This window comes from Aeromonas dhakensis, assembly GCF_002285935.1.
Taxonomy (GTDB): Bacteria; Pseudomonadota; Gammaproteobacteria; order Enterobacterales; family Aeromonadaceae; genus Aeromonas; species Aeromonas dhakensis.
Genome location: NZ_CP023141.1, coordinates 3,742,169 through 3,762,737 on the forward strand (window position 1 = coordinate 3,742,169; position 20,569 = coordinate 3,762,737).

General features: G+C 62.4%; 18 protein-coding genes and 1 other RNA gene. 9 read left to right on the forward strand and 10 right to left on the reverse strand.

What is annotated here, in order from left to right:
* The first annotated feature begins 212 nt into the window (after positions 1 to 212).
* The 4 genes from CK627_RS23080 (at position 213) to CK627_RS17395 (ending at position 3,196) form a co-directional block, all read left to right on the forward strand.
* On the forward strand, positions 213 to 524 hold the full coding sequence (locus tag CK627_RS23080) for a sulfatase-like hydrolase/transferase (protein ID WP_254425320.1): 312 nt from the start codon (positions 213 to 215) through the stop codon (positions 522 to 524).
* The gene (locus tag CK627_RS23085; protein ID WP_254425321.1) at positions 500 to 1,375 is read left to right on the forward strand and encodes a sulfatase-like hydrolase/transferase; all 876 of its coding nucleotides are present in this window, start codon (positions 500 to 502) and stop codon (positions 1,373 to 1,375) included. The genes CK627_RS23080 and CK627_RS23085 overlap by 25 nt, the downstream gene beginning before the upstream one ends.
* Positions 1,291 to 1,785, forward strand: coding sequence for an alkaline phosphatase family protein (locus CK627_RS23090; RefSeq protein ID WP_254425322.1), 495 nt, complete (start codon positions 1,291 to 1,293; stop codon positions 1,783 to 1,785). The genes CK627_RS23085 and CK627_RS23090 overlap by 85 nt, the downstream gene beginning before the upstream one ends.
* A gap of 112 nt (positions 1,786 to 1,897) precedes the next feature.
* Positions 1,898 to 3,196: an anaerobic sulfatase maturase gene (locus CK627_RS17395; RefSeq protein WP_095592966.1), complete on the forward strand. Its 1,299-nt coding sequence runs from the start codon at positions 1,898 to 1,900 to the stop codon at positions 3,194 to 3,196.
* A gap of 165 nt (positions 3,197 to 3,361) precedes the next feature.
* Here CK627_RS17395 and gcvP read toward each other — a convergent pair whose 3' ends face one another.
* From gcvP to CK627_RS17425, 6 genes are all read right to left on the reverse strand, one after another.
* On the reverse strand, positions 3,362 to 6,238 hold the full coding sequence (gene gcvP, locus CK627_RS17400) for an aminomethyl-transferring glycine dehydrogenase (protein ID WP_095592967.1): 2,877 nt from the start codon (positions 6,236 to 6,238) through the stop codon (positions 3,362 to 3,364).
* A 253-nt stretch (positions 6,239 to 6,491) separates the two neighbouring features.
* Positions 6,492 to 6,881 (reverse strand): glycine cleavage system protein GcvH, encoded by a 390-nt coding sequence (gene gcvH, locus CK627_RS17405; RefSeq protein WP_019840407.1) that lies wholly within the window; start codon positions 6,879 to 6,881, stop codon positions 6,492 to 6,494.
* Between the two features lie 107 nt (positions 6,882 to 6,988).
* Positions 6,989 to 8,086: a glycine cleavage system aminomethyltransferase GcvT gene (gcvT, locus tag CK627_RS17410; protein WP_017786684.1), complete on the reverse strand. Its 1,098-nt coding sequence runs from the start codon at positions 8,084 to 8,086 to the stop codon at positions 6,989 to 6,991.
* 409 nt (positions 8,087 to 8,495) lie between these two features.
* A complete protein-coding gene (locus CK627_RS17415) occupies positions 8,496 to 9,716 on the reverse strand; it encodes an FAD-dependent 2-octaprenylphenol hydroxylase (protein WP_167385376.1) in 1,221 nt (406 codons plus the stop codon).
* An 88-nt stretch (positions 9,717 to 9,804) separates the two neighbouring features.
* Positions 9,805 to 11,022 (reverse strand): 2-octaprenyl-6-methoxyphenyl hydroxylase, encoded by a 1,218-nt coding sequence (gene ubiH, locus CK627_RS17420; protein WP_095592968.1) that lies wholly within the window; start codon positions 11,020 to 11,022, stop codon positions 9,805 to 9,807.
* Between the two features lie 183 nt (positions 11,023 to 11,205).
* Positions 11,206 to 11,775, reverse strand: coding sequence for a UPF0149 family protein (locus CK627_RS17425; protein WP_005299696.1), 570 nt, complete (start codon positions 11,773 to 11,775; stop codon positions 11,206 to 11,208).
* Positions 11,776 to 11,948: 173 nt separating this feature from the next.
* On the opposite strand from CK627_RS17425, the gene zapA reads away from it, so the two are divergent.
* On the forward strand, positions 11,949 to 12,281 hold the full coding sequence (gene zapA / locus CK627_RS17430) for a cell division protein ZapA (RefSeq protein ID WP_005299694.1): 333 nt from the start codon (positions 11,949 to 11,951) through the stop codon (positions 12,279 to 12,281).
* 16 nt (positions 12,282 to 12,297) lie between these two features.
* Positions 12,298 to 12,480, forward strand: a non-coding RNA gene (gene ssrS / locus CK627_RS17435) — 6S RNA.
* A gap of 153 nt (positions 12,481 to 12,633) precedes the next feature.
* Here the strand turns inward: ssrS and emrD are convergent.
* From emrD to CK627_RS17450, 3 genes are all read right to left on the reverse strand, one after another.
* Entirely contained in the window at positions 12,634 to 13,833 is a 1,200-nt protein-coding gene (gene emrD, locus CK627_RS17440) for a multidrug efflux MFS transporter EmrD (RefSeq protein ID WP_005299692.1), read from the reverse strand.
* Between the two features lie 249 nt (positions 13,834 to 14,082).
* Positions 14,083 to 14,745: a glutathione S-transferase family protein gene (locus tag CK627_RS17445; protein ID WP_095592969.1), complete on the reverse strand. Its 663-nt coding sequence runs from the start codon at positions 14,743 to 14,745 to the stop codon at positions 14,083 to 14,085.
* Between the two features lie 186 nt (positions 14,746 to 14,931).
* Positions 14,932 to 15,387, reverse strand: coding sequence for a hypothetical protein (locus tag CK627_RS17450; protein ID WP_017765933.1), 456 nt, complete (start codon positions 15,385 to 15,387; stop codon positions 14,932 to 14,934).
* Between the two features lie 202 nt (positions 15,388 to 15,589).
* Here CK627_RS17450 and suhB point away from each other — a divergent pair, with 202 nt between their 5' ends.
* The gene (suhB, locus tag CK627_RS17455; protein WP_005299686.1) at positions 15,590 to 16,393 is read left to right on the forward strand and encodes an inositol-1-monophosphatase; all 804 of its coding nucleotides are present in this window, start codon (positions 15,590 to 15,592) and stop codon (positions 16,391 to 16,393) included.
* A 337-nt stretch (positions 16,394 to 16,730) separates the two neighbouring features.
* Here the strand turns inward: suhB and CK627_RS17460 are convergent, their stop codons facing one another.
* On the reverse strand, positions 16,731 to 18,362 hold the full coding sequence (locus tag CK627_RS17460) for a methyl-accepting chemotaxis protein (protein ID WP_019840399.1): 1,632 nt from the start codon (positions 18,360 to 18,362) through the stop codon (positions 16,731 to 16,733).
* A 377-nt stretch (positions 18,363 to 18,739) separates the two neighbouring features.
* On the opposite strand from CK627_RS17460, the gene CK627_RS17465 reads away from it, so the two are divergent.
* Positions 18,740 to 19,672, forward strand: coding sequence for a ZIP family metal transporter (locus CK627_RS17465; protein WP_005299683.1), 933 nt, complete (start codon positions 18,740 to 18,742; stop codon positions 19,670 to 19,672).
* Between the two features lie 94 nt (positions 19,673 to 19,766).
* Positions 19,767 to 20,525: a substrate-binding periplasmic protein gene (locus CK627_RS17470; protein ID WP_095592970.1), complete on the forward strand. Its 759-nt coding sequence runs from the start codon at positions 19,767 to 19,769 to the stop codon at positions 20,523 to 20,525.
* The last annotated feature ends 44 nt before the right edge of the window (positions 20,526 to 20,569 follow it).

The following is a 20,569-nucleotide window of genomic DNA, read 5'->3' on the forward strand; positions in this document are numbered from 1 at the left end:
CGCGCAGGCCTGCTCGGCAACATGAGATCGCCATCACACTCTGCACACGGCACAACTGACATTCAGGTTATTAGTCGGCAGTTAAGTAATAAGCTGGGGCTTGCCGCGTCATTCTTCGCATGGGGCCCCCGGGCTCAACGGGCCGCCGTGTCATGAATGCTCAAGTCGTTCGGCCAACGAGGTTTTTTTCTGAGCCTACACGGAGCGAAAAGATGCAACTAGGGAAAATATCGGCGGCGGTGAGCATGATCCTCTCTGCCGGCGTCATGGCAAAAACGGATAAACCGAACATAGTGGTCATCTTCGGTGACGACATCGGCTGGCAGAACGTCAGCGCCTATGGCATGGGCACCATGGGTTACACCACCCCCAACATCGACCGGATCGCCAAGGAGGGGATCAAGTTCACCGATCACTACGCCCAGCCGAGTTCGACGGCGGGCCGCGCCGCCTTCCTGACCGGCCAGTACCCCATTCGCTCCGGCATGACGAGGTGGCCATGCCAGGTGGCGCCCTGGGCCTGAAGAAAGAGTCCCCGTCTCTGGCCGAAGTGCTCAAAGCCGTCGGCTACAAGACCGGCCAGTTCGGCAAGAACCACCTGGGGGATCACAACTTTGCCCTGCCGACCGTCCACGGCTTCGACGAATTCTTCGGCAACCTCTATCACCTCAATACCCAGGAAGAACACGAGCAACGGGATTACCAGAATTTTGCCAAGCAGTATTCAGGCTCGCTCGAGGCGTACAGCAAGAAGTTCGGTACCCGCGGCGTCCTGCACTGCTATGCCACCGAGACCGAAGACAAGACGGTTGACCCGCGTTTCGGCGAAGTCGGCAAACAGAAGTGCACCGATACCGGCCCGCTGGGTCAGGAGCGGATGAAGGAGTTCGACCGCGCCGAGATGATCCCGGCCGCCCTCAAGTTCATCGACGGCTCGATCAAGGAAGACAAGCCCTTCTTCACCTGGGTCAACACCAGCCGCATGCACCTCTATACCCGTCTCAACGACAAGTGGCGCTACGCAGCCGAGCAGTACACCAGCGAATACGACTACCATGGCAGCGGCATGATGCAGCACGACAGCGACATCGGCTATCTGCTCGACGAGCTGGAAAAACGGGGGCTGAAAGAGAACACCATCGTCATCTATACCACCGACAACGGTCCGGAACACTCCTCCTGGCCTTATGGCGCCACCACGCCGTTCCGCGGCGAGAAGATGACCACCTATGAGGGGGGCGTCCGGGTGCCCATGATGGCGCGCTGGCGGCCCAGATCCCGGCGGGTGGCGTGCTCAACGGCATCCAGGGTCACCAGGATCTCTTCACCACCCTGGCGGCGGCAGCGGGTGTCCCCGACGTCAACAAGAAGATGATGGACGAGAAGAAGCAGTACATAGATGGCGTCAACAACCTCGCCTACTGGGAAGGCAAGAGCAAGGAGTCGGCTCGCGACTCCATCTTCTACTACTTCGAGGACAAGCTCTCTGCGGTGCGAGTCGGCCCCTGGAAGTTCCACTTCGCGGTGGCCGAGAACTACTATGACAACCTCACCCCGCTCACCAAACCCAAGCTCTACAACCTGAGGGCCGATCCGTTCGAGAGTTACGACTCCGTCGATGCCAACGGCCACCTGCTGCAGAAGACGTCCTGGTTGCTGGCACCGGTCAGCGAGATGGTGAACCAGCATGTCAACACCCTGGTCCAGTATCCGCCGGTTCAGGGGGGCACCACCTTCGACATGGCCAAGATGATCCAGGAAGCCATGCAGAAAACCCAGCAGTAAGCGACACGGCGGAGGATTATCCCTCCGCCATCTTTTTCATGCGGCAGAGCTGGGCACCTCGTCAGGCATCCACCCCGGACCGACCTCGCCCGCCGCCACCAGCAGAGTAACGATGAACAAGATCCGGACCCGTGACACCACGCACCTGGACGTCACCCCGCTCAAAACCGCCAGCCGTGACAGCAGCGGCGCCTATGCCCGCCGCTTCCATGTCATGGCCAAACCGGGGGGCTCCAAGTGCAACATTGATTGCCAATATTGCTTCTACCTGCACAAGGAAGATCTGCTCCATCAACCGAGACAACCCAGGATGGATGAAGAGACGCTGGAGATCTTCATCCGCAGCTACATAGAGGGGCAGGATGGCGACGAGATCGTCTTCTCCTGGCAGGGCGGTGAACCGACCCTGCTCGGCATCGACTACTTTCGCCGGATAGTGGCGCTGCAGCAACAGCATTGCCCGCCTGGGGTCAGCATCCGCAACGACCTGCAGACCAACGGCATCCTGCTCAATGACGAGTGGTGCCGGTTTCTCAAGGAGCACGGCTTTCTGGTCGGCCTCTCCATCGACGGGCCCCGCGCACTGCACGACAAATACCGGGTGACCCGCAGCGGCAAACCCACCTTCGATCTGGTGATGGCGGCGGCCGCGTTGCTGCGCCAGCATCAGGTTCCCTTCAATGCCCTGACCGTCATCAACCGGCACAATGCGAAATATCCCCTCGAGGTGTATCGCTTTCTGACCCGGGAGCTGGGGGCCAGCTACATCCAGTTCACCCCCTGCGTCGAGGCCAGCGACTTCAAACGCACGGCCCCGCAATTCTGGAACGACAGCATGTTGCCCCTGGTTGGCAGCGAGCTGAGCAAACCCGGTCACCCCATGTCGATCGTCACGGACTGGTCGGTGGATCCCGATGACTGGGGCACCTTTCTGGCAACCGTGTTCGAGGAGTGGGTCAACAACGACCTGGGGCGCGTGCTGGTCAATCTGTTCGAAACCGCCGTGGCACAGACCATGGGATACCCCTCCCAGCTCTGCGTCACCGCCGAGTTTTGCGGCAAGGCGCTGGCCATCGAGCACGATGGCAGCGTCTTCTCCTGCGATCACTTCGTCTATCCGGAGTACCGGCTGGGGGATATCAAACAACGCCCCTTGAGCCACATGGCCTTCTCCACCCGCCAGGAGGCCTTTGGCATGTCCAAGCGGGACAGCCTGCCCGAATATTGCCGCCAGTGCCCCTACCTGACGCTCTGCTGGGGCGAATGCCCCAAGAATCGTCTGATCAGGGCCCCGGATGGCGAGCTTGGCCTGAACTACCTCTGCCCCGGGATCAAGCACTTCTTCGACTACGCCGCCCCCATACTGGCAGGCATAGCCCAGGTGTTGACGACGCAGCAGCAGAGCAGATAAGCCGGCAGGCCCTGGTTCCGAGTCTGCCAAATGCCCATAAAAAAATCCGAAACCCGCCAACGGGTTTCGGATTTTGACACCTTGATAGCTCTGCTCAGCCCTATTGCCCGACCAGGCCCTGCCGATGCAGGGCCTTTTTTACCAGGTCACGCTGAGCAGCTGCGCTTACTTGGCGTAGTCCTCGGTCGGGATGCAGGAGCAGAACAGGTTGCGATCGCCGTAGACGTCGTCGATGCGGTTGACCGATGGCCACAGCTTGGCGGCACGCACGGCGTCGGACGGGAACACCGCCTCGGCGCGGCTGTAGCCACGATTCCACTCAGCGTCCATCACGTCATCCTGGGTATGCGGGGCATGGACCAGGGGGTTGTCGGTGAGACTCCAGTGGCCGTCCTGCACCTTGGCGATCTCGGCACGGATGGCGGTCATCGCCTCCACGAAGCGGTCCAGCTCGCGCTTGGATTCCGACTCGGTCGGTTCGACCATCAGGGTGCCCGCTACCGGGAAGCTCATGGTCGGCGCGTGGAAGCCGTAGTCCATCAGGCGCTTGGCCACATCCATCTCGCTGATGCCGGACGCTTCTTTGAGCGGGCGGATATCCAGGATGCACTCGTGGGCCACTCGACCGTTGCGACCGGAGTAGAGCACGGGGAAGGATTCACCCAGCTTCTTGGCCAGGTAGTTGGCGTTGAGGATGGCCACCTGAGTGGATTTCTTCAGCCCCTCGTCCCCCAGCATGGCGATGTACATCCAGCTGATGGGCAGGATGCTGGCCGAGCCGAACGGTGCCGCCGACACGGCGCCGTTGTTGCGGCTCTCCTTGTCGGTCTTGACCACGGCGTGACCGGCCACGAACGGCGCCAGGTGTTTCTTCACGCCGATGGGGCCCATGCCCGGGCCGCCACCGCCGTGAGGAATGGCGAAGGTCTTGTGCAGGTTGAGGTGGGAAACGTCCGCCCCGATAAAGCCTGGCGCCGTCAGCCCGACTTGCGCGTTCATGTTGGCGCCGTCGAGGTAAACCTGACCACCGTGCTGGTGAACGATGTCGCACACCTCCTTGATGGTCTCCTCGTACACCCCGTGGGTGGAGGGGTAGGTCACCATCAGACAGGAGAGCTGATCCCCCGCCTCGGCGGCCTTGGCGCGCAGATCGTCCAGATCCACGTTGCCCGACTTGTCACAGGCGGTGACGATGACCCGCAGGCCTGCCATCTGGGCGGAGGCCGGGTTGGTGCCGTGGGCGGACGCCGGGATGAGGCAGATGTCGCGATGCCCCTCGCCGCGGGACTCGTGGTACTTCTTGATGGCCAAGAGGCCCGCGTATTCGCCCTGGGCGCCGGAGTTGGGCTGCATGCAGACCGCATCGTAACCGGTCACCTTCACCAGCCAGTTCTCGAGGTCGGCCAGCAGCAGCTGATAACCCTTGGCCTGGGCCAGCGGGGCGAATGGGTGCAGCTTGCCAAACTCGGGCCAGGTCACCGGGATCATCTCGGCAGTGGCATTGAGCTTCATGGTGCAGGAGCCGAGCGAAATCATGGCGTAGTTGAGGGCCAGATCTTTGGCTTCGAGACGGTGGATGTAGCGCAGCATCTCGGTCTCGGAGTGGTACTTGTTGAACACCTCGTGGGTCAGCACGGCGTCGGTGCGCAGCAGATCCTGCGGGATGGCGTGATGGGCCTGGGCCGCCTTGTCGAGGACCTCGATGTCCAGACCGTGCCCTGTGCCCAGGAACAGTTCAAACAGCTCGGCCACATCGCCACGGGTGGTGGTCTCGGAGAGGGAGACACCCACCGCACCATCCAGATCCGCGCGCAGGTTGATGCCGAGCCCCTCGGCCTTGGCGATCAGCGCAGCCTTCTCGGCGGTCTGCACGGTCAGGGTATCGAACCAGCTGGCATGCTTGAGGGCCACACCCTTGGCCTTGAGGCCGAGCGCCAGAATGGTGGTCAGACGGTGCACGCGGGAAGCGATGGTTTTCAGTCCCACCGGGCCGTGGTAGACGGCGTAGAAGCTCGCCATGTTGGCCAGCAGCACCTGAGCAGTACAGATGTTGGAGTTGGCCTTCTCGCGGCGGATATGCTGCTCGCGGGTCTGCATCGCCATGCGCAGCGCGGCCTTGCCGCGGGCATCCTTGGAGACACCGATGATGCGACCCGGCATGGAGCGCTTGTAGGCATCACGGGTGGCGAAGAAGGCGGCGTGGGGGCCACCGTAGCCCATGGGCACGCCGAAGCGCTGGGCCGAGCCCAGCACCACGTCGGCCCCCAGCTCGCCCGGGGATTTGAGCAGCAGGAGCGACAAGATGTCGGCACTGACGCAGGCCAGCCCTTTCTGGGCCTGCACCGCGGCGATAAGCGCCCGCAGATCTTTCACTTCCCCCGTGGTGGTGGGGTACTGGAACAGGGCACCGAACACCTCTTCGGCGCAGGCCTGCTCGGCCGGGCCGACTGCCACGTCAAAGCCGAAGTGGACCGCCCGCTCCTTGACCACGTCGATCACCTGCGGGTGCACGTCGTCGGCCACGAAGAAGAGGTGGGATTTGGACTTGGCCATCCGCTTGGCCAGCGCCATCGCCTCGGCGGCGGCGGTCGCCTCATCCAGCAGGGAGGCGCTGGCCAGATCCATGCCGGTGAGATCCAGGGTCAGCTGCTGGAAGTTGAGCAGGGCTTCGAGACGGCCCTGTGCCAGCTCGGGCTGGTACGGGGTATAGGCGGTATACCAGCCTGGATTTTCCAGCACGTTGCGCAGGATGACGTGGGGCACGTGGGTGTCGTGATAGCCCATGCCGATGTAGCTCTTGGCCACCTTGTTCTGGGCAGCATAGCCCTTGAGCTTGGCCAGCGCTTCCACTTCGGTCATGGAGGCACCGATGCCGAGCGGATCCGGCCGGCGAATGGCGGCGGGGACCGTCTGCTCAATCAGATCGTCCAGGCTCTCGGCGCCCACCACGGCCAGCAGGGCGCGCAGATCTTCCTCACCCGGCCCGATGTGACGGCGGATGAAATCGGTTTTTTGCTCGAGTTCAAACAGTGACTGGGTCATTTCCCTATTCCTGATAAAAAGTCCTGATAACTAAGTGCCTGACAGCCGGCCTCGGCCGGCTTCACTCATGTTCGGGTGGCAGGGTGGCCCCTGCCGGCACCGGATGTCGCTCATAGCGACAGGGGGTCGTCTTGTGGCTGCCCGGTTTGCCGCGGGCAAACCGGGACGGACGACTTCACCCTCGCCGGTCGGCCTCCTGGCCGACGGGCATGCATACAAACGGGCCCTGCGCGATTGGCAGGGCCCGGGGGCATTACTCTTCGTCCACCACGTTCTGGTAGCCTTCGGCATCCAGCAGGTTGGCAAGCTCGCCCGCGTCATCCAGCTTGATGCGGAACAGCCAGCCGGCACCGTAGGGGTCGGAGTTGACCAGCTCGGGGCTGCCTTCCAGCTCTTCGTTGACGGCCAGGATCTCGCCGCTCACCGGGCTGTAGATGTCAGAGGCGGCCTTGACCGACTCGGCCACGGCGCAGTCATCACCGGCACTAACCTGCTTGCCCACTTCCGGCAAATCGACGAACACCATGTCACCCAGCAGCTCCTGGGCGTGCTCGGTGATACCGACCACGGCCTCGCCGTTGGCTTCGACACGGATCCACTCGTGGGAGGTGGCATATTTCAGTTCGCTCGGGATATGGCTCATTTGTGCTTCCTTTATTCACTTGGATCACTTGTCCCCGGCGCGTTCGACAGGCGTTGCCGGGGCAAGGGGGTCTGGCGAAGGGTAGCCCCTTCGCCGCAATGGGGTCGTTACACCAGCTTCTGGCCGTTGCGCACGAAAGCCGGCTTGGTCACTTTCACGGTGACCAGCTTTTTGCGGATCTCCACCGAGGCCTGCTCGCCGATATCACGGGGCACCCGCGCCAGGGCAATACTGTAGCCCAGAGTGGGCGAGAAAGAGCCGGAGGTGATCACACCTTCCCGCTCTTCTCCACCGGCGGTGGTGAAGGTGACCGGCATGCCGCTGCGCAGCACGCCCTTCTCTTCCATCACCAGGCCCACCAGCTTGGGCTGGCTGCCGGCGGCTTTCTGGGCTTCCAGCGCGGCGCGGCCGATGAACTGGCGATCGCTGGGTTCCCAGGCGATGGTCCAGGCCATGTTGGCGGCCAACGGAGAGACGGTTTCGTCCATGTCCTGACCGTAGAGGTTCATGCCGGCCTCGAGGCGCAGGGTGTCACGGGCACCCAGGCCGCAGGGGGCCACGCCGTTGTCCAGCAGCGCCTGCCACAGATCGCACGCCTGCTCTTGCGGCACCACGATCTCGTAGCCGTCTTCACCTGTGTAGCCGGTGGTGGCGATGAAGAGCTCGCCGGCCTGCACACCGAAGAAGGGCTTCATGCCTTCCACAGCGGCATTTTGCTCGGCGCTGAACACCTTGGCCGCCTTGGCCTTGGCGTTGGGGCCCTGCACCGCGATCATGGCGAGCTCTGGACGCTCGGTCACGGTCACCCCGAAGTCCTGGGCATGGTGGCGGATCCAGGCCAGATCCTTCTCGCGGGTGGCAGAGTTGACCACCAGGCGGTAGAAGGTCTCGCCAAGGTAATAGGTGATGAGGTCGTCGATGACACCGCCTTCCGGGGTCAGCATGCCACTGTAGAGGGCCTTGCCGAAGAGGGTGAGCTTGGCCACGTCGTTGGCCAGCAGGTGTTGCAGGAAGGCTTTGACCCGCTCGCCGGTCAAATCGACGATGGTCATGTGGGAGACGTCGAACATGCCGGCATCGGTGCGCACCTGATGGTGCTCTTCCAGCTGTGAGCCGTAGTTGATGGGCATTTCCCAACCGTGAAAGTCCACCATCTTGGCGCCGGCTTCCAGGTGCTTGGGATGCAGTACTGTAGTCTGGATCATCGCTGTGTTTCCTTAAGCGTTCGCGACAACACTCACGATCCGCCCTGCCCGGCCGCCCTCCGGCGGTTCACCGGGGTCGCAGCAAGAGCAGAGAGTGCCTGAGTCTGTGCTCGTTCCGGCCCGCAAGGCCGGAGTGATTCCTTGAACGCAGCGGATTATATGCCAAGCGGACGCGCATGCCGCTCAAAAAAAACTAATCCACCGCCAGTCAACAGACTCCAGACACTAAGGTAAAAACAGTGATAAAAACAGACCAAACTCGGCAATGACGATATTAAATTTCGATTTTTACCGTTTCGTCACAATTTGGAGAAAAACGTTTCGCTGCCAGCCCAGATTAAAGGCTGATGCCCAAACCGGGTCATCAGCCTCCTCACATTAGTTTTGTTGTGAAAACACCCGAGTATTATTAGTTTTTTTCACCCTTGGCCAGCGCGGGTAGCTCCCCCTCCAGCCCCATGGCGGCCCGGATCACGCTTTGCTTGAGCGGCGTCAACAGGTCGAAGGCGCACAGGCCCGCCCCGCGCACCAGCTTCTTGAGCGGGTTGGCACCGGCAAACAGCCGCTTGAGCCCCTCCATCGCAGCCAGCATGCTGGCCGCCTCGCTCTTGCGCCAGCGCTCGTAGCCGCGCAGGTTGGCGAGCAGACCGATATCCTTGCCCGCCGCCTGATTGCGCAGGATCTGCTCGGCCAGGGCGGCGGCGTCCAGCAGCCCCAGGTTGACCCCCTGCCCCGCCAGCGGGTGTATGGTGTGAGCGGCATCCCCCACCAGCACCAACCGTTCGCGGGCAAAGTCGCGGGCATAGCGGGCGGTGAGCGGGATGGCGCTGCGCGCCCCTTCCACCTGGCACAGGCCGAGGCGGCCGTCGAACGCGGTGGTGAGCTGGCGGTTGAACTGCTCGTCGTCGCACTGACAGAGCGCCTCGGCACGAGCGGCCGGCAGCGACCAGACGATGGAGCAGAGATCCGGTTGCCACAGGGGCAGGAAGGCGAGCGGCCCCTCGGGGGTGAAGATCTGACGCGCCACCGCTTCGTGTGGCTCGGCACAACGCACCGTCGCCACCAGGGCATGGTGGCCGTAATCCCAGCTGGTGAGCGGAATGTCGGCCTGCCGACGGACCCAGGAGTGGGCACCATCGGCCGCCACCACCAGTTTGGCCGACAGCGCGCGGCCATCTTCCAACAGCAGCAGGGAGCCCGCCTCGCCGCTTTGCAGGCTGCTCGCCCGGGCCGGGCTCAGCAGCTGGATGTTGTTGGCCCCCTCGATAGCGTCCAGCAGCGCCAGCTGGATGACCCGGTTCTCGACGATGTGGCCAAGCTCAGGCTGACGCAGGCTGGCGGCATCGAAGGCAATCCGGCCAAAGCTGTCCTGCTCCCACACCTCCATCTGCACGTAGGGCTGCAGGCGGCGGGCCTCAATGCCGCGCCAGGCCCCCACCTGCTGCAGGATGCGCTGGCTGGCCAGACTCAGGGCGCTGACCCGGTTGTCCGGCGCCTCGTCAAGCGCGGGGGTCGGCAACTGGCCCTCGACCACGGCCACCTTGAGCGCACTCCCCTTGAGCGCGGCGGCGAGCCCCAGGCCCACCATGCCGCCCCCCACAATCACCACATCCACGTTTTGCATCTGCATCGTTTTATATCCTTTCAGGGCTGATCGCCGGGATCAGCGAGGGCACGCCCGCAGGCTGACCCCTTCAATACGCAAGCTGTGACCCGTCTCAGGGGCGGCACAGGTCGGCAACAAAGCCCAGGGTGCGGGAGGCCAGCGGTGCCTTGAGGCAAGCCAGCCGCCCCATCAGGGAGAGCGCCAGGTTGCGGCCCGCCACCAGCGGGTCGTGCTCATTGGAGAAGAGCTGGGCCAGCGAGGAGGTGAGCCAGACCGTCTGCGCCTGATCCCCCTTGCGCTGCTGCCAGTAACCGTTTAGCACCTTGAAGCTGCCGATATCCTCCCCCGCCGCCAGGGCCTGACCGACGGCGCGGGTGAGCAGGTCCAAATCGCGCATGCCGAGGTTGAAGCCCTGGCCGGCGATGGGGTGCAGCAGATGGGCGGCGTTGCCCACCAGCACGGTGCGCTGCGCCAGCGGGTAGTCAGCCACCGTCAGCACCAGCGGATAGACGTGGCGCTGGCCGGTTTGCAGGAAGCGACCGAGGCGCCAGCCGAAGGCCTGCTGCAGGCGGGCCAGAAAGGCGGCGTCATCGAGCGCCATCAAGGCCAGCGCCTCATCCCGCGCCACGCTCCAGACCAGGGAGGAGAGCCCCCCCTGCATCGGCAGCAGGGCCAGCGGCCCCCCTTGGGTAAAGCGCTCGAATGCCTGGCCGGCCGGATCCTCGGCCGTCTTGACGGTGGCGATGATGGCGCTCTGGCCGTAGTCGTGACGGCTCACCGCCAGCTTGCACTGCTGGCGCACGAAGGAGTTGCCGCCATCGGCCGCCACCAGCAGACGGGTCTGATAACGCTCGCCGTCCGCCAAAGTCAGGTTCACCCCCTCCGTCAGCGGCTCCACCCGTTCGAGCTGGGCCGGGCACAGCATGCGGATCTGCGGGCAGGCGGCGATCGCCTGTTGCAACTCGATGCCCGCCGCCGACAGCTCGATCACCTGGCCGAGGGCAGACAGGCCATACTCGGCGGCCGTCAATCCGGCCTGGCCGAAGTGGCCCCGATCCGACACATGAATGCGGGTGATGGGGCTGCAATGGGGGGCAAAACGGGGCCAGAGCCCGTGCCGGGTCAGCGCCTCGCAGGTGCCGGCGGAGAGCGCGATGGCGCGGGCATCGAAGCCGGGGTGTGCATTGAGCTCGGGGGCGCTCGCCTCCAGCAGCAGGATCTGCAGGGGCTTGGGCCCTGGCAGGGCCGCGAGGGAGAGCGCCAGCACGGCGCCGCTCATTCCACCACCGACGATGGCCACATCGACGTGGTTCAGATCAGATTGAGACATGAGATCAGGGGAAAAGCTGAAAACGTGAGGGCATGCTAACACAAAGCGTGGGGTCGGGATGCGAAGCCACGGGCAAAAAAGTGCAGTCCCTGTCGTTACTTGCCTCATCACGGCCGGCCGGCGCGGGCAACATCCAGATGTAAAAAGAGCACCACCAGGCGCTCTTTTTCGGACTTGCTCGACTCAGTGCAGGGTCGGTGGGGTGCTCGGAGCATCCGGCCGCTTGCCGAACTCCTCGAACGCCATCATGACCCCGAGGCGCACGTGCTCGTAGAGCACCAGGAAGGAGGCTTCGTTCTCTTCATCTTCCTGATCGAACTCGGCGGAGACCTGGGTGATGCTGGCGATGTCCTGGATCATCTCCTGCAGCTCTTCGGAGGCCTTGGAGAGCTCCTGCTGCACCACGCCGAAACCGGCCAGAAAGGCCTGGGACCAGTCCACCAGCGAATCGATGCGCTCGTCGAGCGGCGCTTCGTCGCTTGGCAGCAGCAGCTCGACCCCTTTCTGGGCCATCAGGCTCTCGATCACCTCATGATAGAGATCGGTCATCACCTGGCGCACCGGGGCCGGCAGACCGAAACCGTCGTTGACCAGATCGTTGAAATGGGGCAGCCAGCTCTTGTCGTCCAGGGCCACACCACCGCACACCAGACCGCAGATCACGCCATGGGCCTCTACAGCCGTTGCCATCAGCTCGTGCTGTTCCATCAGGTCGGCCACGGCCGCGTATTTCAGGGGGTTCGTTTTGCTCATCGAAGATCCGCTCAAAGTTCAGGCAAATATGCAGAATTAATGGTCAGGATCCTAGCATTCTCCCCCTTCCAGAGCCAGCAAGGCCTTGAAACTTCTGCATCTGCGCTATATAGTCCCGCCCAGTTGTCCACGTGGATAAAGGCGGAATGACACTCCGCCGTATTGAGGAAGGCATGAGCACAGAGGCCGTAGAAATCGTCATTTTGGGACGTCCCTACAAGGTATCCTGTCCCCTGGGACAGCAGGATGCCCTGCGCCAGGCCGCCGACCAGCTGACTGATAAACTCATCGAGCTGCGTCAACGCTCCAAGGTCTCCAGCAATGAACAGCTGGCGGTGATGGCAGCACTCAATTTCTGCCATGAGCTCTGTCTTGAAAAAGACAAGAATCACCAATACTCTGAGACCATGGACAAGCGGATCAAGATGCTGCAACGCACCATCGAAGCGGCCTTGATCGAGCACGGACAATATGGCGAATCCAGCGACGAAGGCGTACAACCCTAACTCGCAACGTTTTTGAAATTCCCTGGGGTGTTTGTCAGCCGGTTCAAGTCCCCGAGCCGATATTCATACCAAACAGGGGATCTGCCTTCTGGCTATTGCGCATGCTCGGCACGACCGAGAAGCCTGCGGTCAGATCCGATCCCCGCCTTGAACCGACGGTTCAAGGGCCCAAACCGGCAACGGCATCTCCGGGGTACCAACAGCAAAAAGCCCGTCACCAACGTGACGGGCTTTTTCTTTGCCTGCGCGGCAGTCCCCTCCCCCAGCAGTTTCAGTCATCCGGCATATCAGCCCCCAGCGGCGGCCCATAAAAAACCCGCCAACTCGGGCGGGTCTTTTCACATCATCCGGCTCACACGGCCATCTGCTCGTGGGGCGAACCGTGGTGGCGCAACCAGAGGAAGCTCAGCGCCACGATCAGCACCATCAGTGTCATGATGGCGCCCAGGGTTACCTGCCCCTCCATCGGGAAGCAAGCCGCCAGCAGGGTCACGATGCCGGCCCCCAGGTTCTGCATGCCACCGAGGATGGCACCGGCGGTGCCCGCCTGGCCCGGGAAGGGTTCGATGGCGCAGGAGGTGGCTGTCGGATAGAGGATACCGCTGCCGATGAAGTAGACGGCAGCCCCACCCACCAGGGAAGCGGCACTCACTATCCCGAACAGACCGGGCAGCAGGATGATGAGTGACCCCAGCGCCAGGAAGGCGATGCCAAGGCGCATCAGCTTGCCCTGGCTCAGGCGAAAACTCAGCTTGGCGGAGAGCCAGGCACCGAACAGATAGCCGGGCAGCGGCAGCACGAACAGCACGCTGACGGTACGGGCACTCAGCTTGAGCACGTCGCCCAGCAGCACGCCGGCGGCCGCTTCAAACACCGCCAGACCGGCGAAGGTCGCCATCAGGCAGAGCAGGTTGCCCTGAAAACGCGGGTTGCCGAGCACGTGGCGATAGGCGGCACCGACTCGCAGCGGCTGCTGACGGGCCTCCTCTGGCAAGGTTTCGACGAACCAGGCCAGTATGGCCAGGGTCGCCACGGCGCCAAAGCCGAACAGGAACCAGTAGCCCGCACGCCAGTTGAACAACTCGGTCAGCCAGCCACCCAGCACGGGGGCCAGCAGCGGGGAGAAGATCACCCCCATGCTCACCAGGCTGTTGGCCCGGTTGAGCTCGGCACCGGTGTAGCGGTCGCGCATCAGGGTACGGCTCATGGCGCCGCCGGCCCCGGTCCCCAGCCCCTGGATGAAGCTGCCCGCCAGCAGCGCCATGAAACTAGGGATCAGCTGGATGGTCAGGGTACCCACCAGGAACACCATCATGCCGATGATGATGATGGGGCGACGGCCGATGCGATCCGACAAGGGACCGTAGACAAATTGGGAAAGGCCGTACGGGATCAGGTAGCAGGCCATCACCGCCTGCAGCTGGCCGGAGGCCACGTTGAAGTCCCCCGCCATCATGGGAATGGAGGGCACGTAGAGGGTCTGGGTCATCTGGCCCACAGCGACCATCAGAATGGTCAGAAAAAACAGCGGATAAAAACTGTGCCGATACATATCTCAGTCCCGAAAAATCATCGAAAAGCTGCCCGCCTCTGGCAGAAAACCGCAGAGGGGATCCAACAAACAGGGTCAATCAAAGGTGAAAACTCAAGGCGGAGAACCCGCACCGGCCGGGAGCAGGACACTCCCATGGCTTGCCGTCATCTTAGTGATTCAGATCACGAAAAACGAACGAATCTTTATAATCAGCTTTCCTTAGTTTTTCTAATGTGACGGGGTTTTAGGCCCCGTCAACGATAAAAATCAACGCGTTACCATCTGCTGGGCCTGCTTGACCAGATCTTCCGGCTTCTCGTTGCGCGGTGGAATGGTGATCCCCTTCTGGCAGGCCGGCTTGTCAGCCATCCGGTCCATCCAGGCCTGCAGATGGGGCAGCCCCTCGATGGAGATACCGCTCCAGTCATAGATACGCACCCAGGGCCAGGTGGCGATGTCGGCGATGCTGTACTCGTCGGCCAGATACTCGTGCTGGGCCAGATGGCTGTCGAGCACCTCGAACAGGCGGCGCCCCTCCTTTTGATAGCGTTCGATGGCGGCCGGGATCTTCTCCGGGAAATAGCGATAGAAGACGTTGGCCTGCCCCATCATGGGCCCGATCCCACCCATCTGGAACATCAACCACTGAATGGCCTGGGAGCGGCGCTTGGGATCCGCCGGCAGCAGCTTGCCCGCCTTCTCGGCCAGATAGAGAAGAATGGCACCCGACTCGAACACCGCGAAGTCCCCGTTGTCCCGATCGACGATGGCTGGAATGCGACCGTTGGGGTTGATGGTCAGAAACTCGGGTTTCTTCTGATCCAGCGCCGACAGGTCGAGCGCAATGACACGGTAGGGCAAGCCCAGCTCTTCAAGGGCAATCGCCACCTTGAAGCCGTTTGGGGTGGCTGCGGTATAAAAATCGATCATCATGGACTCCTTGTGATTCACACATTGGCACAGGACGGATAGGGCCTCGCCCATGTCGGCCAGAAAAACGCAGCGGGATGAACAACATGGACATCCCCCGGCCTGAACATGACGAAGCGGCACAATACCGGTCAGTTATGACAAATATTGTGCCGCTTGAACAGCCCGGCGCAGGGAAGGAAGAGCCTAGTTGCACAGCCCCATGGGTTGACGCTGGCGCAGCAGAATGAGGCGGGAAAGCAGCGGGAAGTAGGACTCCAGCTTGTTCAGCAGCACCCGGCTGCAGGCGGGATCGGCAAGTTCAGACTCTTCCAGCACGATGCCGTTGGAGACGAAATAGAAGCGCGGGTCCCGCACATCCGGCCCCTGAATGGTGAGGGTACCGTCTCCCTTGCGCATCAGCAGCGGCAACACCGGCAACCCGAAGGTGTCGCTGTTGCGCTGCCAGGCAAACTCGGGCCAGGCCGCATCCCCGTCCAGCAGCAGGATGGCCGCCTCTTCCTTGCCTGGTTGCCAGTGGGATGGCTGGGTAATGGTTAGCTCGTTGAAGTAGTCGCCGTATCCGGTCGAGTTCCGCAAGGCGGCCAGCAAACCCTGGGTGGAGGTTGCCGACGGTTTTTGACTCACTAATGACAAATTCATGATCCACGTCCCTATGCTCAAGGCAACCTGTTATTCGGCTGCTGCCCATAAGACTAGACCAAAAAGAGCCTATATTGGAGCCGTCAGATCTGGCAGTCGCCAAGGCCGGAGCGATAACGTATAACAGTTGCCATTGTCGAAAAGACTGGTATGATACCGCGTCCTTTTATTCCCCCGTTCTTTAACATCCAGTGGTGAACCTATGCATCCGATGCTGAATATCGCCGTGCGCGCTGCGCGCAACGCCGGTCAAGTAGTAGTAAAAGCCTTTTCTCAACCCGAGAACATCGAGGTTATCCAGAAGGGCAGCAATGACTTCGTGACCAACGTTGACCGTGAAGCCGAAGCGGCCATCATTCACACCATCAAAAAATCTTACCCGGAACACAGCATCGTGGCTGAAGAGTCTGGTGAGATTGCCGGTACCAATCCGGACTACCAATGGATCATTGACCCACTGGATGGCACGACCAACCTGGTCAAAGGCATTCCGCACTTTGCCGTCTCCATCGCCCTGCGCGTCAAGGGCAAGACCGAACAAGCCGTGATCTACGATCCGATCCGTGACGAGCTGTTCACTGCCACCCGTGGCAGCGGCGCCCAGCTGAATGGCTACCGCATCCGTGTCGGCAAGGCCAAAGAGCTGGCCGGCACCATCCTGGCCACCGGTTTCCCGTTCAAGCAGAAGCACCACATCGAGCCGTACCTGAAGATGTTCCAGAGCATGTTCATCGAGTGTGCCGACATCCGTCGTGCCGGCTCCGCCGCGCTGGACCTGGCCTATGTAGCCGCCGGTCGCGTCGACGGTTTCTGGGAAATCGGCCTCAAGCCCTGGGACACCGCTGCCGGTGAGCTGCTGGCCAAAGAGGCCGGCGCCATCGTCACCGACTTCGTCGGTGGTCACAACTACGAGAACTCCGGCAACATCGTCGTGGCCAACCCGCGCGTCCTGAAAGAGATGCTGGGCAAGATCCGCGAAGAGCTGCCGGAATCCCTGGCCAAGTAAGCCAGCACTACCCGCACTCATCAAAACCCGGCTCAGGCCGGGTTTTTTTATGACCTTTTCATGACCATCAGCCCATCGACGCTGACAAGTAAATCCCTGCCAGTACTCATTACCATCGCTCCTCTGCCCCTCATGGCCAGCGCTGTCCCGACTGGCGAGCTCGCTGAACCTCACTGTCGCCTTGTGCAGCGCCAATCCCAGCCGCAGGCCAAGAGCCGTGACTCATGCCTTGAAATGACGGACCAACAAAAACAGTCAACCCGGCCGAAGCCGGGTTGACTGTTTGCCTGCAGCAACATGCCATGAGACGGCACCCTGTCTGGTGCCGATACAGCTATTACGCCAGGCGGAAGCGGCCTATGGTCTGACGCAGACCTGCAGCCAGCTGGCTCAGCTCCAGGCAGGCACGGGCGGTATGATCGGCTCCAACGGCGACCTCGTTGGAGGATTCGTTGATCCGCTCCACGTTGCGACCCAGCTCATCGGAGACCGCGTCCTGCTCGCCGCAGGCACTGGCGATCTGAATGGCCATGTCGGCAATCTGGGCGACCGCCTCCTCGATTTGCTGGATGCCGTCGCTGGTCTGCTCGCTCTGCTCCACGCACTGGCGGATCATCTCGCAGCTCTGGCCGGTCACCTCTTTGGCCTGGTTGGCACGTGCCTGCAGGGTTTCGATGATGGCGACGATCTCGCCGGTGGACGCCTGGGTGCGACCCGCCAGGGTACGTACCTCGTCGGCAACCACTGCAAAGCCGCGGCCCTGCTCGCCGGCACGGGCCGCCTCGATGGCGGCGTTGAGCGCCAGCAGGTTGGTCTGATCGGCGATGCCGCGGATCACGTCAACTACCACGTTGATCTGGGCGGATTCGCGCTCCAGTTCGGTGACCAGGGTACCGGCCTGTTCAATCTCTTCGGCAACCCGGGTGATGGCCATCAGCGAGCTCTGCACATCCTGATTGCCGCGGCGCGCCAGGGCATTGGCGGAGCTGGCCGACTCGGACGCAGTCTCGGTGTTGCCCGCCACATCGGCCACGGTGGCCTTCATCTGGGCCATGGCGGTAGCGACCAGCGAGATCTCCTGCTGCTGGCTCTGGATCCCCTGTGCCGACTGCTCAGAGACGGCGCTCACCTCTTCGATGGCGGCCCCCAGCTGAGTCACAGCGGCCACCACTTCTTCAATCAGGCCACGCAGGTTGTCCTGCATCTTGAGAGACGCCTTGGCCAGCATGCCCAGCTCGTCACGACCGATGTGCTGGCGATCCAGCTGATGGGTCAGATCGCCGGCGGCGATGGCGTTGGCCTGGGCCACCACGGCCTGCAGCGGCAGGCAGATCTGGCGGGTCAGGAACCAGGTCATAGCCACCATGAACAACAGCAGGCTGCCGATGCTCACCATGGCAAAACTGGTCACCATGTTGACGCTGTCAAGCAGGCTGCCGCGGTTCTCTTTGACGAAACCAAGGTTCACTTCCACCAGGCCGTTGACCGCCTGCTCCAGCTCGCCATAAATGGGGTTGGACTGGAACAGCTGCACCTTGGCCTGCTCCAGCTGGCCCTGTGCCAGCAGTTGATCCACCAGATTGACCGAGTTCAGGTAGCGTTGCCACGCCTGCTTGGCGCCGTTGAACACCTGACGCTCATGGGCGGCACCGACCGTGGCCTCATAGCCCCGGAAGGCCTGCTCGACTTTCTGGACGTTGGCCTGGATGCGGCCGCGACGCGCCTGCAGATCGGTGGCGTCATCCACCATCAGCAGGGCAAACTGGGCACGGCGCACGTAGGATACGTCGTAGAGCAGGTTCTCGACCGAGAGCACGCTCGGCAGGGTGGAGTCGGTAAAATTCAGCACGCGATCGCGCACGCCGCGCAACTCGCTGGAGAGAAAAATTCCGAATATCACGTTGACGGCGGCAATGACCGCAAAGACCACGGCAATCTTTTTGCCGATAGACAGATTTTTGTAAAACATGGTGGCTGGTGATCCTCGACTGCTGACAAGCAGGTGCACAGTGGCGATCACATCCGTATGAACTGGTAACCCGGGCTTTCCTGACGGGAGATGGGACGTTGCGAAAGACCAAGGGAAGGGTGGGTTTCGCGAGGGCGGCACTTTACCACAAACCTGCCTACTCCTTCACCAGCTTTCGCCACAACAAAGCAAGTTGTTTTTCCATACAACCGGATCTTCGTCACAAACTATTCAAGACGACCACATCATTTCAAATAGTTAGCCGATGAATGCAATCGATGCACCGGCATAGACAAGTCTGGCCCGGCTCGCTGTAATGCAAGAGTCCCCGGATGGCGCAGCGCCATTCCTGCCGTCAAGCAAGAGAGGTGATCTTCATGGATAACGCGTCGGCCCTGCCCCTTTCCTCTTGGTCAGCCCAGCTGCGCGAGCAGCTGCGGGCACGCCCGGTGATCGCCATCGGCCTGTTCGTTGCTTTAGCGGCCGTCGTGCTGTTGCTGCTGCAAAGCCTGGTGATGCTGGCCGCCGGCGACATCAGCCCCGGCGTTCGCTACGGCCTTATCGGTGGCCTGGCCGGCTTTGCCGCCACCGCACTTGGTGCCCTGCCCGCCCTTTTTCTGCGCTCGGTTCCGCAACGGGTGGAAGACAGCATGCTGGGCTTTGCCGCCGGCATGATGCTGGCAGCCAGCGCCTTCTCCCTGCTGCTGCCGGGGCTCGAGGCGGCAGAGGGGATCACCGGCAACGGCTTTCTCGCCGCTGCCGTGGTGGTAGTCGGCATGACCCTCGGGGTACTCCTGATGCTGGGGCTCGATCAATTCACCCCCCATGAACACGACAAGACAGGCCCCTGCGGCCCCGGTCACGAGAGCTGCTCCCGGGTCTGGCTGTTCGTGTTTGCCATCGCCCTGCACAACCTGCCGGAGGGGATGGCCATCGGGGTGAGCTTCTCGCAGGGGGACATGTCGGTGGGCCTGCCGCTCACCACCGCCATCGCGTTGCAGGACATTCCGGAAGGGCTGGCGGTGGCACTCGCCATGTGCGCCGCCGGTTTTCGCCCCGGCATGGCCGTGCTGGTTGCCATCGGCAGCGGCCTGCTCGAACCGCTCGGGGCCCTGCTCGGCGTCGGTCTCTCCAGCGGGATGGCCATCGCCTATCCCATCGGCCTCGGGCTGGCCGCCGGCGCCATGCTGTTCGTGGTCTCCCACGAGGTGATCCCCGAGACTCACCGCAACGGCCACCAGACCCACGCCACCCTGGGCCTGATGGCCGGGTTTGCGCTGATGATGACCCTGGATACGGCACTTGGTTGATAAGGTTCTGATATATGGCGTAATGTTTCAGCACTAGCGCCGAGACATCCGCAGGCACCGCCGCATTTCCCCACACATCGAGGGCCAGCATGACATGATATTCCGGGTGATGGTGCTGGGTTGTCTGCTGGCAGTCACTCACCGGGCCGTCAACGCCACCGAGATTTATCGCACGGCGGCGCAGCCAGAGTCCGCTCCCAAATACACCCTGATGGCGGATGGCCGCATCGGGGGGCTCTGCGTCGAACTGTTTCGATTGATGGAGCAACAGGAGCCTGCCCTGCGCATCGAGGGGGATCAGCACTTTATCCCCCTCAAGCGGCTGGAAAAACGGGTGCGCTTCGGCCAGCTCGACTTCCTCTGCGGCGTGGGTGACAACCCGGTCCGCCGCAACCACTTCCTCTATCTGCAGCCCCCCATCTTCACCGTACGCTACCACCTGGCGGTGCGCAGCGACGACCCGATCGAGATCCGCCACTGGGACGACGTCAGGGCCCTGGGTAATGCGGGGATCATCCTCGTCAATCACGGCAGTGGCGCCATCGAACGGCTGCAGGCCATACAGGGGCTCATCATCGACAGCGGCGGGGGCAGCAGCGCCGCCAACTACGACAAGCTGCTGATGAAGCGCGGACGCTTCGTCTACTATCGCTCACCCGGTATCGAAGCCGATCTGCAGCGCCATCACCTGAGCGACCAGATCCGCATCCTCCCCGTCGCCATGGAGACCATCCCCTTCTACATCCTGTTTTACCAGCGCACCTCCCCTGCCCGCCTGGCCCTGTTTACCAGCACCCTGCAACGGTTGGCGGACCGCGGCGAGCTCGCCAGATTGGCCGAGCGCTACCCTTGAGTGGACCTTCCCACCCGCCAGCATCGGAATGCTCGGCGCCATCG

Bases quoted from the DNA above. Each gene is read 5' to 3' on its own strand.
- CK627_RS17395 (WP_095592966.1), top strand. From the start codon at position 1,898: ATGAACAAGATCCGGACCCGTGACACCACGCACCTGGACGTCACCCCG.
- CK627_RS17465 (WP_005299683.1), top strand. From the start codon at position 18,740: ATGGATAACGCGTCGGCCCTGCCCCTTTCCTCTTGGTCAGCCCAGCTG.
- gcvT (WP_017786684.1), bottom strand. From the start codon at position 8,086: ATGATCCAGACTACAGTACTGCATCCCAAGCACCTGGAAGCCGGCGCC.
- CK627_RS17445 (WP_095592969.1), bottom strand. From the start codon at position 14,745: ATGATCGATTTTTATACCGCAGCCACCCCAAACGGCTTCAAGGTGGCG.
- zapA (WP_005299694.1), top strand. From the start codon at position 11,949: ATGAGCACAGAGGCCGTAGAAATCGTCATTTTGGGACGTCCCTACAAG.
- CK627_RS23085 (WP_254425321.1), top strand. From the start codon at position 500: ATGCCAGGTGGCGCCCTGGGCCTGAAGAAAGAGTCCCCGTCTCTGGCC.
- gcvH (WP_019840407.1), bottom strand. From the start codon at position 6,881: ATGAGCCATATCCCGAGCGAACTGAAATATGCCACCTCCCACGAGTGG.
- CK627_RS17470 (WP_095592970.1), top strand. From the start codon at position 19,767: ATGATATTCCGGGTGATGGTGCTGGGTTGTCTGCTGGCAGTCACTCAC.
- CK627_RS17415 (WP_167385376.1), bottom strand. From the start codon at position 9,716: ATGCAGATGCAAAACGTGGATGTGGTGATTGTGGGGGGCGGCATGGTG.
- suhB (WP_005299686.1), top strand. From the start codon at position 15,590: ATGCATCCGATGCTGAATATCGCCGTGCGCGCTGCGCGCAACGCCGGT.
- emrD (WP_005299692.1), bottom strand. From the start codon at position 13,833: ATGTATCGGCACAGTTTTTATCCGCTGTTTTTTCTGACCATTCTGATG.
- gcvP (WP_095592967.1), bottom strand. From the start codon at position 6,238: ATGACCCAGTCACTGTTTGAACTCGAGCAAAAAACCGATTTCATCCGC.
- ubiH (WP_095592968.1), bottom strand. From the start codon at position 11,022: ATGTCTCAATCTGATCTGAACCACGTCGATGTGGCCATCGTCGGTGGT.
- CK627_RS17425 (WP_005299696.1), bottom strand. From the start codon at position 11,775: ATGAGCAAAACGAACCCCCTGAAATACGCGGCCGTGGCCGACCTGATG.
- CK627_RS23080 (WP_254425320.1), top strand. From the start codon at position 213: ATGCAACTAGGGAAAATATCGGCGGCGGTGAGCATGATCCTCTCTGCC.
- CK627_RS17460 (WP_019840399.1), bottom strand. From the start codon at position 18,362: ATGTTTTACAAAAATCTGTCTATCGGCAAAAAGATTGCCGTGGTCTTT.
- CK627_RS17450 (WP_017765933.1), bottom strand. From the start codon at position 15,387: ATGAATTTGTCATTAGTGAGTCAAAAACCGTCGGCAACCTCCACCCAG.